Origin of the sequence: Romboutsia sp., assembly GCF_051659545.1 — a bacterium.
GTDB lineage: Bacteria > Bacillota > Clostridia > Peptostreptococcales > Peptostreptococcaceae > JBOFOR01.
Window position 1 is genome coordinate 1 of sequence record NZ_JBOFOR010000334.1, and the last position, 12,233, is coordinate 12,233.

Annotated in this window: 13 protein-coding genes and 1 riboswitch; of the genes, 1 reads left to right on the forward strand and 12 read right to left on the reverse strand. The window is 28.3% G+C overall.

The features are described 5' to 3' along the window. Positions 1 to 169: 169 nt before the first annotated feature. The 4 genes from ACRC03_RS19595 to ACRC03_RS19610 form a co-directional block, all read right to left on the reverse strand. Complete coding sequence (locus ACRC03_RS19595; protein WP_438654296.1) at positions 170 to 757, reverse strand: TerD family protein; 588 nt, start codon at positions 755 to 757, stop codon at positions 170 to 172. Between the two features lie 12 nt (positions 758 to 769). Beyond that, the gene (locus tag ACRC03_RS19600; RefSeq protein WP_438654297.1) at positions 770 to 1,351 is read right to left on the reverse strand and encodes a TerD family protein; all 582 of its coding nucleotides are present in this window, start codon (positions 1,349 to 1,351) and stop codon (positions 770 to 772) included. Between the two features lie 89 nt (positions 1,352 to 1,440). Next, on the reverse strand, positions 1,441 to 2,514 hold the full coding sequence (locus ACRC03_RS19605; RefSeq protein ID WP_438654298.1) for a toxic anion resistance protein: 1,074 nt from the start codon (positions 2,512 to 2,514) through the stop codon (positions 1,441 to 1,443). Positions 2,515 to 2,539: 25 nt separating this feature from the next. Next, positions 2,540 to 4,060, reverse strand: coding sequence for a YceG family protein (locus tag ACRC03_RS19610; RefSeq protein WP_438654299.1), 1,521 nt, complete (start codon positions 4,058 to 4,060; stop codon positions 2,540 to 2,542). Between the two features lie 243 nt (positions 4,061 to 4,303). On the opposite strand from ACRC03_RS19610, the gene ACRC03_RS19615 reads away from it, so the two are divergent. Further along, positions 4,304 to 5,128: an N-acetylmuramoyl-L-alanine amidase gene (locus ACRC03_RS19615; RefSeq protein WP_438654321.1), complete on the forward strand. Its 825-nt coding sequence runs from the start codon at positions 4,304 to 4,306 to the stop codon at positions 5,126 to 5,128. A gap of 126 nt (positions 5,129 to 5,254) precedes the next feature. Here ACRC03_RS19615 and ACRC03_RS19620 read toward each other — a convergent pair whose 3' ends face one another. The 8 genes from ACRC03_RS19620 to ACRC03_RS19655 form a co-directional block, all read right to left on the reverse strand. Beyond that, positions 5,255 to 5,974, reverse strand: a complete 720-nt coding sequence (locus ACRC03_RS19620) for an ABC transporter ATP-binding protein (protein WP_438654300.1) — start codon at positions 5,972 to 5,974, stop codon at positions 5,255 to 5,257. Then, on the reverse strand, positions 5,955 to 6,956 hold the full coding sequence (locus tag ACRC03_RS19625) for an ABC transporter substrate-binding protein (RefSeq protein WP_438654301.1): 1,002 nt from the start codon (positions 6,954 to 6,956) through the stop codon (positions 5,955 to 5,957). Before ACRC03_RS19625 ends, ACRC03_RS19620 begins: the two co-directional genes overlap by 20 nt. A 19-nt stretch (positions 6,957 to 6,975) precedes the next feature. Beyond that, a complete protein-coding gene (locus ACRC03_RS19630; RefSeq protein WP_438654302.1) occupies positions 6,976 to 7,737 on the reverse strand; it encodes an ABC transporter permease in 762 nt (253 codons plus the stop codon). Continuing rightward, positions 7,712 to 8,002 (reverse strand): MTH1187 family thiamine-binding protein, encoded by a 291-nt coding sequence (locus ACRC03_RS19635; RefSeq protein WP_438654303.1) that lies wholly within the window; start codon positions 8,000 to 8,002, stop codon positions 7,712 to 7,714. Before ACRC03_RS19635 ends, ACRC03_RS19630 begins: the two co-directional genes overlap by 26 nt. An 88-nt stretch (positions 8,003 to 8,090) precedes the next feature. After that, positions 8,091 to 8,193, reverse strand: a riboswitch (TPP riboswitch). A gap of 139 nt (positions 8,194 to 8,332) precedes the next feature. Continuing rightward, positions 8,333 to 9,073 carry a MurR/RpiR family transcriptional regulator gene (locus ACRC03_RS19640; RefSeq protein ID WP_438654304.1) on the reverse strand — a complete coding sequence of 247 codons (741 nt, stop codon included), beginning with the start codon at positions 9,071 to 9,073 and terminating at the stop codon, positions 8,333 to 8,335. A 67-nt stretch (positions 9,074 to 9,140) separates the two neighbouring features. Beyond that, a complete protein-coding gene (locus ACRC03_RS19645; protein WP_438654305.1) occupies positions 9,141 to 10,007 on the reverse strand; it encodes an ROK family protein in 867 nt (288 codons plus the stop codon). Further along, on the reverse strand, positions 10,007 to 11,527 hold the full coding sequence (locus ACRC03_RS19650; RefSeq protein ID WP_438654306.1) for a DUF4127 family protein: 1,521 nt from the start codon (positions 11,525 to 11,527) through the stop codon (positions 10,007 to 10,009). The genes ACRC03_RS19645 and ACRC03_RS19650 overlap by 1 nt, the downstream gene beginning before the upstream one ends. A gap of 2 nt (positions 11,528 to 11,529) precedes the next feature. Beyond that, positions 11,530 to 12,222 carry an N-acetylmannosamine-6-phosphate 2-epimerase gene (locus ACRC03_RS19655; protein WP_438654307.1) on the reverse strand — a complete coding sequence of 231 codons (693 nt, stop codon included), beginning with the start codon at positions 12,220 to 12,222 and terminating at the stop codon, positions 11,530 to 11,532. Between the last annotated feature and the right edge of the window lie 11 nt (positions 12,223 to 12,233).

Genomic DNA, 12,233 nt, shown 5'->3' on the forward strand with positions numbered 1-12,233 from the left:
TTCCATATTCCCCCTTCGGCTTCCTTCAGACTCACCGTTACCAGTGACGCCCTTGCTTACGGGTTATCTTCCTGTTGGTTAGGCGATAAGGTTTCTTTCAACCTATCGGCTCAGTAGACATGCTGAACGTACAAAAAAGAGTATCTCAAAGTGAGATACTCTTAATATTTTAGCTAAATAATGCTAATACTCCATTTAAATCTGCTATTTTACCTTCTCCAACAGCTTTAAATTGCCATTCACTCATATCTCTATAAAGTTCAGCAAATAATACTGATGTAGCTGTAGATCCATCTGCTTTTAAGTTAAATCTACATAACTCTCTATTATTATTTTCTCTATCTAATAATCTTACATATGAATTGTTTACCATTCCAAATGTTTGTCTTCTTGATTGCGCTTCATGTATAGTAACTACAAATACTATTTTTTGTATAGCTGGACTTATTTGATCTAAGTCTATATGTATAGATTCATCATCACCTTCACCTGCACCAGTTCTATTATCTCCTGATAAATTTATTCCTTGACCTTGCTTATTGTTAAAGAATATTACATTTGATACTGTATTGAACTTATTGTTTGCATCTAGCATAAATGTCGCTATGTCTATATCAAAGTCTACTCCACCATGTGATATATCCCATCCTGCACCTAATGTAACTTTTTTAAGCCCTGGATTTCTTTTTGTTAAATCTAATACTTCATTTTTTTGTAAGTTTAATATTGGAGCGTTTCCTCCTAAATTTATACCCATATTATCCACCTCTTATCTATATTTGTTTACTAATGTAGTTAAAGTACCTTGTACAAGTTCTCCTACAGCTCTAAAGTTCCAATCTGAACCAATTTTGTATAATTCTGCAAATATTAATGATGTTCCATTTTTACCATCTTCACTTAAGTTATATCTACAGATTTCAGTATCTCCTTTATCACTGTTTAGAATTCTTACATATGCATTTTTAACTTTTGAAAAATCTTGTCTTCTTTCTTTTGCTTGATATATGTTTACACTAAATATAACTTTATTACAGTTTTGTGGCAAGTTATTTAATGTAATTGACACTCTTTCATCATCTCCAGAACCTTCACCTGTTCTATTATCTCCATGTAAAAATATTCCTTTTCCTCTTTGATTTCCAAAGAATATTATTCCATCTTCTCCTGTTAATCTATCATTTTCATCTAATAAAATCCCTGATAAATCTAAATCCATATCAGCAGCTCCAAAACTGAACAATCCTTTTTTTGCAACATCCCATCCTGCAGCTAATACTATATTATTAAGAGATGGATCTTTTTTTGTTAAATCAAGTACGTCATTTTTTTGTAAATTTAATAAACTCATTTAGTTTCTCCTTTACTTTTATAATTTAGTCTTACATATATAACATTAGCATACTATTTAAGTCTGCTATTTTACCATGATTAATTGCTTTATACACCACTTATATTTCTTTTCATGTTTGATTTTATTTGTTCTAACTTCATTGTGTTTTCAACACGTTTAGCCTTATTTTCTTGTTGTATTGCTTTAGTATCTTCTATACCTTTCATAATTGTTTGGTATGATTTTTCTAATGTTTCTATAGCTACTACACTTCCTGAAGCCATTTTAGCTATATCTGCTGATTGTCTAGCTGTATTATTTGCATTCCTCATTATTAGCTCATTTGTTTTGTCATCTAATTGTTTCAATGATTTAGCCTGTATGTCTTGTCTTTTTAATATAATAGCTTGAGCTAAACATTGTTTAAATATTGGTAATGTTATTATAAATGATGTATTTATTTTTCTTAGTAAATTAAAGTTTGACATTTGTATAGTTTGAATCATTGGTGCTGCTTGTATTGCTATATTTTCAGCAATTTTTAAGTCATATAAACGTTGTTGTAACATTTCTTTACAGACTTCAAGTTTTTGAACCATCATTTGCTTTTCATCTATATTCATAGTCATATCATCTTTAAACTGATTTATATACATATCTACTTCTTCAGATGCAATCTCACCTGCTACTATATATTTTTCTAACTGCTTGTAGTATTCTATGTTTCCATCATATAATTTTTTAAGTTTTAGATTTGCTTCTTTTATTTCATTTTCATATCTTTTTAGCAGTACATATACTTTTTCTATTTCGTATCCCATTGTATCGTATTTTTGGAATAGTTTCGCTATTGTATCTCCTGCTGTTTTGAATATTTTTGAAATTAATCCTGATTGTTTTTCATTTTCAAATTCTTTTATATCAAATTTATCCATTATTTTAGTTAAGCTAAGTAACATTTCACCTGCTTCTTCTGCCTTTACTTCTTTAATAGATACCAATAATTCATCTGATATTTTTGATATATTCTCACTTGCTTTTTGACCAAATTGAATTATTGAATTTATATTTTGCACTTCAATTTCATTTGTTAAATCTTGTACTTCTTTCATTTGTCTTAAATTTTGTTTGTATATATCACTTTGTTCTATGGTTTCTAATTCATTTCCAAATTCATTCATATATATTACTCTCCTATTATTTAATCTATCTAAATAACTTTGTAAATACACTTTGTTTTGTATTTACCTTTGTTAAATTCTTATAATTTGAATTATAGTTTATATTTTGAAGCCTAGTATTATTAAATCTTTCATTTTTTATGATATTAGATATATTACAAAGTCCAGAAGGATTAAATATAATAATATCAATACCTATATTGTGTATATACCCTAATAACAATTTCATATTATCGATTATACCATCTTCACTATTTAAGTATATAACAATTTTAGGTACTCTATCTACAAAATCAAAATTATCTATGAGCCTTACTATTTCCTCATTTAATGCTAATACTAGAACCAATAATTTCAAACTAGCTTCTTTATCTAAATTTTCTTCATACAAATCTTTTCTTTTTATAACTTCATTAAATTTATTTAATAAAAAGTTCTGAATTTCATTGCTATATTTTTTAAATCTATAAATATCTAATTTTTTTATTTCTTCTATATCAAATGTTCCATCACTTAGTTGACAAAACATTAATTTAAACATATCTCCACTTACATCTACATCTCGTGATATATTTCCATGATTAAAAAACAAAGTATTTGATGATTCTATACAATATCTAACCATCTTTTGATACTCGAATTGATCTAAATGCTCTCCGTCTATTTTTTTGAAAAAACAAGGAACTTTAACCACTTTTCCTTCTACTTTAAATCCTTCTCTTAACTTAGCCGGTTCATTGTAATAAATATAAATATCCTCCAATATAGTGTCTAACAACGCACTTTTCGTAAATCCACCTCTAAATTGCCAAGGCTTAAACATTCCTGTATCTACAAAAAGTTCTTGATGTATTTCACTTTGAATTTGCTTGGTTATTGTTTCAATATTTTCACTTAGTTTCCCTTTTGAGCATCTTTCTTCAAAGGAGTCAACTGTATCTATTTGAATTTCTTTAATTAATATACTTAATTTATCAGCATCTATTTCATCAAAGTATTCTTCTTTTAGTGGATTCAAATAAATAACATCAAATCCCATATTATATAGTAATATTAAGAAATAAATTTCATGTCGCTCTATCTCTCCATAGTATACAACCTTTGGGTTTATTTCCTCCGATATAGACATTTCTTTAACAAGTGTATATGTCCATACTATTAACTTTGTTATAAAGTTGTTTCTTATATTATCATTAAAGAATTTTTCATTTTGTATAGCTAGATTAATACTATATTGCAGAGCATTTAAAAATCTATTGTTTATATTATACTCATCAAATATTACTATATCTTGATTAGCCATATTATATATATCCATAGTCAAAAGCTCATTGTAAATATATTGTATAAGTTCCATTTCTCCATTTAATGGAATTTCATTGTCAAATATTATTACTTTGTCTTTTATTTCATTACATTTTAACTGTATTACTTTTAGTTCATTATTATATTCATCCTTATTTTTTATTCCTATAAATCTATAAAAATAAGAATCTTTTTTAGGTTTGAACATAGTGCTAATTAAATACTTTAGACTTATCTCCACTAATGATCTCCTTTCTTCAATGATGTATTGATTAAATTACTAATTCTATTATATTAATTATATCATAAAACAAATTATTTTTTATGATATATTAACACTTTAGTATCTTATATAAATACAGAATCTAGTTAGTTATCCATCCGAAAAATTATTACTGTATTTTGTCGAATAATGTTGAAAAATACGCAATTCTCTTATATACTTATAAAGGTAAAAATATCCAATAAGGAGAGACCTATTTTGATGAACAAAAAATTTAAAAGTATAGCATTAGTATTTACAATGTTAGGCATTATAGCCTCAAGTTATACTCAGGTAAATGCATCGGAACATAAAGTACTTATAGATCCAGGGCATGGTGGTAAAGATAATGGAAGCTCGCATAATTTTTATATAGAGGATCAAATAAACTTGCAAATAGCTAATAAACTTAGAGATGCTCTAGAAAAAGAGGGCATAAATGTTGAGATGACAAGAGAAGACGATACCTATCTATCACTATCTCAAAGGGCGGCAAAATCAAATAAATCATATGCAGATATATTCATATCAATACATCAAAATGCATCTGTAAATCCATCTGCAAATGGAGTTGAAACTTACTACATGAATGATTCTAATAAAGAACTAGCAAACTATATCCATAAAAATGTGTTGGAAGAAACTAATGCAAAAGATAGAAATGTAAGATATGGAAATTTACAGGTGTTAAGAGATAACAAAAAACCTTCTATATTGCTAGAATGTGGTTTTATATCAAATAAGAATGAAGGATATAGGCTTAGCACAAAAGCTTATCAAGTAAAATTAGTAAATGGAATTGCAAAAGGTATAAAAGAATATTTAAACAGAAATAGTACAAACAGTAGTGTAAATAATCAATACACTTTAAATAATGCAGTATGTTTAAATAATGTAAAGGTTATGAGTGATAGAGGCAAAAGTTTTGATGTTTTAGGTACTTTAGAAAAAGGTACTAAGGTTGAAGTAATAGATACTAAGTTTGATTGGCATAAAATCAAATACAATGGTAGATATGGTTATGTATCTTCCGTTTATGTTAAATAAAATTTAATTAAAAGTATTCTTTCGTTTTTTATATTTTTTGAATTTATATTTATTTTTTATAAAATAAACCCTGGGGCAATATCTAACCTCAGGGTTTATTTGCATTTTGATATAGCTCCTAATATTTTAAAGTAGGTTCAGTATATCTTTTTTTAGTTTTATATATTCCTTACTTCCAAATTCAAACTTTGACTTGTCTTTTAATATAAACTCCTCTTTTATCTTAGCTGGTTTATTAGATATTAAATATATCCTATTGGATAAACTTATAGCTTCTTCTATGTCATGAGTTATTAGAATTATTGTAGAATTAAACTTTTTTCTCACATCTAATAACCATTTTTGCATATTCGCTTTTGTTAGTGAATCCAGTGCTCCAAAAGGTTCATCCAGTAACATTAAATCATTACTATTTATAAAAGTCCTTAAAAAGTTAGTTCTTTGCTTCATTCCACCAGAAAGTTCACTTGGATACTTATCCTCATATCCTTCTAAGCCAAATTCTTTAAAATATACTTTAACAGCTTCTTTAGCTTCCTTTTTAGACTTATTCTTAAGTATAAGTGGCAAGCTAACATTGTCTATTATAGTTTTGTATGGAAGAAGCAAGTCTTTTTGCTGCATATAGCTTATATCTCCATTTACAACAACTTTTCCATTATCCTCTTTAGTAAGTGAAGTTATTATATTAAATATAGTACTTTTCCCACTTCCACTAGGCCCTAATATAGATACTAACTCTCCTTCATTTACCTTCAGGCTTATGTCATCTAATACTAAAGTATCTTCATATTTTTTGCTAATATTGCTTAATACTAGCTTTTCTTTATTCTGGTAAGAATTCATTTGTATATGCATCACTAGCTTTTAAATCCTTTTCTATTAATTTATATTCTTTTAAGAAATTAGTGTAGTTGTTCCACACGCTATCTTTCATTTCTCCCCATCTTTTAGCATCTGATATATATTCTTTAGCTAAGTACTTTTGACTCTCTACTGCTAATGTCTCATCTACTTCTGGAGCATGTTTTACTAATATTTTTGCAGCTTCTTCTGGGTTTTCTATAGCAAAATTATATCCTTTTGATGTAGCGTTTAAAAACTTCTTAGCTAGTTCTGGATCTTCTTTTAATAATTTTTCACTTGAAACTATTATAGGTGTGTAATAATCTAATCTCTCATCTAATTCTCTTATTGGTATATAGTTTAAATCTATTCCTTTTTGCTTGGCTTCTATTCCTGTCCATCCTTCAAATATCCACATCATATCTACATTTTTATTTACAGCACTGAAGAAATCATCTTCTCCAACGTTGACTACCTTTAGCTTAGAAAAATCTTTATTTTCTTTTTTCATAACTGCATCAAGTACTGCATCTTCTGATGGAGATCCCCATCCACCATAAACTTTTCCTTCAAAGTCTTTTGCTGAAGCTATATTTTTTTCCTTTGGTGAAGCAAATCCAGAGGTATTGTGTTGTATTATAGTCGCTATAGCTTTTATTGGAAGTGGATCTTTACTAGTTTTTGCAAAGGTAAGTTCTTCTTGATAACTTATACCAAAGTCCCCTTTTCCAGTTGCAACTAGTGTTGGAGCACTACCTTCTGATGGTTGAACTATTTTTACATTTAGTCCTTCTTCTTTAAAATATCCATTTTCAAGTGCAACGTATAGTCCTGTATGGTTTGTATTTGGTGTCCAATCTAGTACCATTGTTACATCTTTAAGTCCGTTATCTTCTTTATCATTTTTACTAGAACATCCTGTCATTGTTCCTAATCCTAATGCTGTAACTAGTCCTAGTGATATTATTTTTTTAAGTTTCATAAAATCTATCCTCCCTGAGTTATTTATGCCTTATTATCATTTTTTTAGCTATTTGTGATAATCCTACAAATATTAAACTAAAAATAACAACTATTATAGTTGATGCAAAAACTTTATCTAGTGCATATGCACTTTTCGCCCTTACCATGTATACTCCTAGGCCTTCAGTTCCTCCTAGCCATTCTGCTACTGTTGCTGCTACTACCATATATGTAGCTGATATCTTTACCCCTGAAAATAATTTGTCCATAGACATAGGTAGTTTTAAGTGCATAAAAGTATTTATCTTGCTACTTTTCATAGTTTTGAATAAATTCAAATAGTCTTTGTCTATGTTTTCTAGCCCATCTACAAAGCTTACAAGTATTGGAAAGAAACAAGTAAGACTAACCATTAATATTTTAGGTAAGGTCCCAAATCCAAACCAGATTATTAAAAGTGGTGCTATTGTAATTGTTGGTATTGTCTGAGAAACTAATAGTATTGGATACAGACATTTTCTAACTATAGGTAAAAAGTCCATTAGTACTCCTATAGCTAAGGCTAGTGCTAATGCTAAGCTAAATCCAAGTACTGTTTCATATAGTGTAACCATTGTATTATCAAATAAACTTTGATAATCTTCTATAAATACTTTTAATATATCTATTGGCGTTGGTAGTATGTATTGAGGTATATCTCTAACTTCTACTATAACTTGCCAAAGTATTAATAAGCTTATGAAAGTTATTATTGGGTACAGATAATCTTTGTGTTTATCTGTGATTTTTAAGCTTTTCATTTATGGTAATTCCTCCAGCTTTTTCGTCTATCCTAACAGTTGTTATAACTCTTTCACATCCCAATTCTAGTGGTAGTTTGTGTGCTTTTTTTATAATTTCAAAAACTTCCTCAAACTCTCCTTCTATTGTTGTACTCATAGCTGCTATTTCATATTTTAAGCCACTTTCTTGTATAAGTTCGATACATTTATCTACTACCTTATACATTTCCTCTTCCCCCTTATATGGTCTTAGTGGTACTACTGCTATATCTGCTATAACCATGTTTAACTCATCCTCTCTTTTGATTAATTTTTTTAACTTAAAAAAAGTCCTATCCTGTAGGATAAGACTTTAAATATGCATAGTATATGTATAATAATTATCTACTTCCTACGTTGGCATTACCCAAATCAGGTTAAAGGGTCGAGATTTAATATCTCCTCTCAGCAAAATTCGCTCCCCTGTATATTATGTTGTATTTCTATTATTAATTATACTACATTTGTTTATTGTTTAAACATATTTTTATTTTTTTATTGTAATTTTTTTACTAATTTTGTATTTTTATCTCAGAATTTCGTTCATTTTTTTATTTTATATAAGTAATATATTTTACTTATAAATCTTTTTCATAAGATAATTGGTTGCAACATGTATTTGAAGCCTTGTATCTAAATCTAATCCTATATTTTCCGTATTGGCAACTGGAATAAAGTAATCAGACATTTCTTTTATTGTTGACTTGCCAACTTCCCCTATAAATAAAATTTTACATTTATTCAATTTGGCTATATTGGCCACTTCAATAATCTCTTTTGTCTCACCTGTCTTAGATAATATGATTAACATATCACCTTCACCCATTGAATTAGCTTCTAGTTTCATAAACCAAGGATCACTAAAATGTCTTGAGTTTATACCATTTAACTTTATCTTAATCTCTAAAACTCTTGCTATGTAGTGTGTCATTCCCATGGCACATATTAAAACGTTTTTTGATTCTTTTATATTTTTTACAATTGGATCAAAATCTACACTTTTCATAAGTTGTAAAGTTTGTAGATATTGTCTGCTTAAGTTGTTTATTATCTCATCATCTTCATCTGGAATTAATGAATTTTCAAGAGTAAGAGTTTTGTTAAGCAGTAAGTCATCTTTAAAATCGTTAAATGACTTATATTCTAGCTTTTTTACCATTCTAAAGATAGTTGTTGTTGATACGTTTAAACTATCTGCTAATTGTTGTATAGTTACTTTCACCATACTTTCATTATTGATAATATTGTCTAGGCAGTATTTTTCAGTATTACTTAAATTGCCTCCGTGCTTGTTTATTCTGTCCACTAAATTCATAATAATCACCTAAAATAGTTTTATATTCTTGTCTTTTATACTATTCTACCATATTATCTTTTGTTGTCTATTGAATAAATTTATATATTGCTCCTACCATTCCTGCGTTATTTCCTAGTTTGGCAGTAGTTATTAAATCCTTTTTTATTTTTATGTTATCTACATATTTCATAAAAGCTTTATTTAGCATATTTTCAAATTCTGCATTTGCAGTTATTCCTCCCCCAACTATTATTTTTTCTGGGTTCATTACACATGCAATATTGTTAATTCCTTCTGCTAAATATTCATAAAACTCTTCTACTCTATCTGCTACTTCTTTATTATTTTTTGCTAATTCAAAAACTTGTTTTCCGTCTAAGTTTTCTATGTTTAATTGTTTTTTTACAGTATTTATTAAACCTTGAGTAGATGCTTTTAGTTGGAAGTCCTCTCCTCTTACTTTCATATATCCTACTTCTCCTGCTGAGAAGTATTTGCCACTATAAATACTATTGTTTATACAAAGGGCTCCACCAATACCTGTTCCTACAGTTAGCATCATAAAATCTGTAAGTTCTTTTCCCGCACCTATCCACTTTTCACCTAATAGAGCACAGTTTACATCATTTTCTACTTCTACTATCATATTTGTTGCTTTCTCTATTATTTCTTTGATGCTTGTATTACTGTAACCAGGCATAGTATAACCTGCATATACTACTTTTCCTTCATTGTTATCTATAACTCCAGCACTAGATATACCAACATGTTTAACAGTTTCATTTTTTTCTTTTAAAAAGTTTATTATATCTATAACCGTATTCATTATATGTTGGCTACCTTTTGTAGCTTCTGTATCTGTAGAGTTTGAGTATAGAATTTCTCCAAGTTGATTTACTATTCCATATTTTATAGCCGTTCCACCTATATCTATAGCGAAAAATTCTCTCATTATTCCACCTCTAATTCTAATCCGATTTCAAACATTCTCTTCCATGGATTATATACACTTAGAGTTGTTATAGTTTTGTCTTCAAATGAATTTATAATAGTGTTCTCAAATTCAGATTTAACTAATTGTGTAATCTTATCTTGTATATCTTCAATCGAACTTGATATATCAAAGTAATTACATTGGTATGTAGGTAATATATTTTTATTAACATACATTCTTATCTTACTTTGATAAAATACATCTTCTAATAAATGATATACTAAGCTCTTTTTTACATTCTCTTCATTACATCCAAAGTAAGTTATTATTCCTTGACTTAATGTAGTACCTAGACTATTACAGTGAGTATTCCATCCATAATATGCTTTTAACTTATCTAGTATGTTGTATTTATCTAATAGTTTTATTAATTGGTAGTCTCCCCCATTTGCATACGCACAGTCAGCTAGTATAACATTTTTACCCTTATCTACAAAGTCTTTTATAGTAAGTGTAAATGATAATAAATTTCTAAAGGAATCATAACTACCATCTCTTTTATCAAATTGATCCCAAGATTCTTGCATTACTTTACCTGGTGAATTGATTGCTAGTATAACATCTGCTTCTTCATGATTAAGTGCAATTTGACCACCAGATGATATTATATGAGATTTTAAGGATTCCATCATAGGTCTATCTTCATATAAAGGAATTGTTTGTGGTCCTAATATTGAAGAGTATATAGGATATATTTTTACTTTTTTGTTTTTGTAATCACTATAAGCTCTAGATAACAAAGTGGCTCCTACTTCATCTGCTCCAGGGTATATTAATACATCTCCTACTAGATTATTTGTATCTATGTATTGATTTATTTTTCTTTGGTCTATTGCTGTATACCCAAATTCACATGAATCATCTTGTGGTATAACTAAGTAATCTATTATATTGTCTTTTAATAATTCTAAAACTTTTTTGTTCATTTGAACGTTAGTATTTCTTCTTATTTCATAGTCTACTATATGTGCTTTTGGTATATTAGTTTGTAATTTAAGTAGATATTCTTCTTCTTGAGGTAATATACCTTCTCTTTCTTTTTTGTCATTTAAATATGATCTTTTAAATATTTCCTCACCATAATATTCATAGTATTCTGGTTCTTCATCGCTAGAACTATACTTTGGTGTTCTCATTATTAAATTGAAGGCATATATTTTTAGTTTCTTATTTTCACTTTTTAATTTCTTTATTCTATCTATGTATATGGATAAATCTTGTTCTGTATTTAGATGTAGTCTTGATGGTAATAAGCCTCCATAAAGTAACATATCTATAGATAATATTGCTACATCAGCATCTTTAGCATTCTCTTCTAAAAAACTCCATACAGCTTCTATGTTGCATGGAGTTTTTTTGTATCCTAATATTTTCATATCTGGACTTACTATATTTATTTCATCACTACAACTAGCTATATATTCTGGGTATAATTTATTACATGGCCTTTCATCTAAAGGAATATAAATTACTTTCATGGCTATTCTCCTTTTATCTCATCTACAAATCTTTTAGTTATTACTTGTGGTCTAGTTATTATAGAACCTACTACTATAGAGTGGGCACCTAATTCTAGTACTCTCTTAGCTTTTTGTGGTGTATCTACGTTTCCTTCTGCTATAACTGGTGTATTAACAGATTCTATAATTTTTCTTAATATGCAAAAGTCATTTTCTGCAATTTTTAATCCTTCAGATTGCTTTGTATATCCAACTAGTGTAGGTGCTATAAAATCAACGCCTATTTTATCTGCTATTATAGCTTCTTCTATAGTTGAACAATCTGCCATTACTTTTAATTTTGGATACTTATCTCTTATGTTTTTTACAAAGTTTTCAAGACTAGTATTATCAGGTCTTTTAGATATAGTTGCATCAATTGCTATTACTTCACAATTTGTACTTGCTAGTTCATCTACTTCTTTCATGGTTGGAGTTATGTATACATCGGAGTTTTCATAATCTCTTTTTACAATTCCTATGATAGGTAAATCTACCACACTTTTTATTTCATTTATATCACTAACTCCGTTAGCTCTTATACCTACTGCACCACCTTCTTTAGCTGCAAGAGCCATCCTCCCCATTATAAACGGGGAATGAAGTGGCTCATTAGCTAAAGCTTGGCAAGATACTATTAGTCCATTTTTTATATTTGCTAATATCTCACTCATACTAATCTCCT

What these genes read in the sequence shown, in the direction of transcription:
- ACRC03_RS19595 (WP_438654296.1), bottom strand. Translation starts at nt 757, where the DNA reads ATGGGTATAAATTTAGGAGGAAACGCTCCAATATTAAACTTACAAAAA.
- ACRC03_RS19600 (WP_438654297.1), bottom strand. Translation starts at nt 1,351, where the DNA reads ATGAGTTTATTAAATTTACAAAAAAATGACGTACTTGATTTAACAAAA.
- ACRC03_RS19605 (WP_438654298.1), bottom strand. Translation starts at nt 2,514, where the DNA reads ATGAATGAATTTGGAAATGAATTAGAAACCATAGAACAAAGTGATATA.
- ACRC03_RS19615 (WP_438654321.1), top strand. Translation starts at nt 4,304, where the DNA reads ATGAACAAAAAATTTAAAAGTATAGCATTAGTATTTACAATGTTAGGC.
- ACRC03_RS19620 (WP_438654300.1), bottom strand. Translation starts at nt 5,974, where the DNA reads ATGAATTCTTACCAGAATAAAGAAAAGCTAGTATTAAGCAATATTAGC.
- ACRC03_RS19625 (WP_438654301.1), bottom strand. Translation starts at nt 6,956, where the DNA reads ATGAAACTTAAAAAAATAATATCACTAGGACTAGTTACAGCATTAGGA.
- ACRC03_RS19630 (WP_438654302.1), bottom strand. Translation starts at nt 7,737, where the DNA reads ATGAAAAGCTTAAAAATCACAGATAAACACAAAGATTATCTGTACCCA.
- ACRC03_RS19635 (WP_438654303.1), bottom strand. Translation starts at nt 8,002, where the DNA reads ATGGTTATAGCAGATATAGCAGTAGTACCACTAAGACCATATAAGGGG.
- ACRC03_RS19640 (WP_438654304.1), bottom strand. Translation starts at nt 9,073, where the DNA reads ATGAATTTAGTGGACAGAATAAACAAGCACGGAGGCAATTTAAGTAAT.
- ACRC03_RS19645 (WP_438654305.1), bottom strand. Translation starts at nt 10,007, where the DNA reads ATGAGAGAATTTTTCGCTATAGATATAGGTGGAACGGCTATAAAATAT.
- ACRC03_RS19650 (WP_438654306.1), bottom strand. Translation starts at nt 11,527, where the DNA reads ATGAAAGTAATTTATATTCCTTTAGATGAAAGGCCATGTAATAAATTA.
- ACRC03_RS19655 (WP_438654307.1), bottom strand. Translation starts at nt 12,222, where the DNA reads ATGAGTGAGATATTAGCAAATATAAAAAATGGACTAATAGTATCTTGC.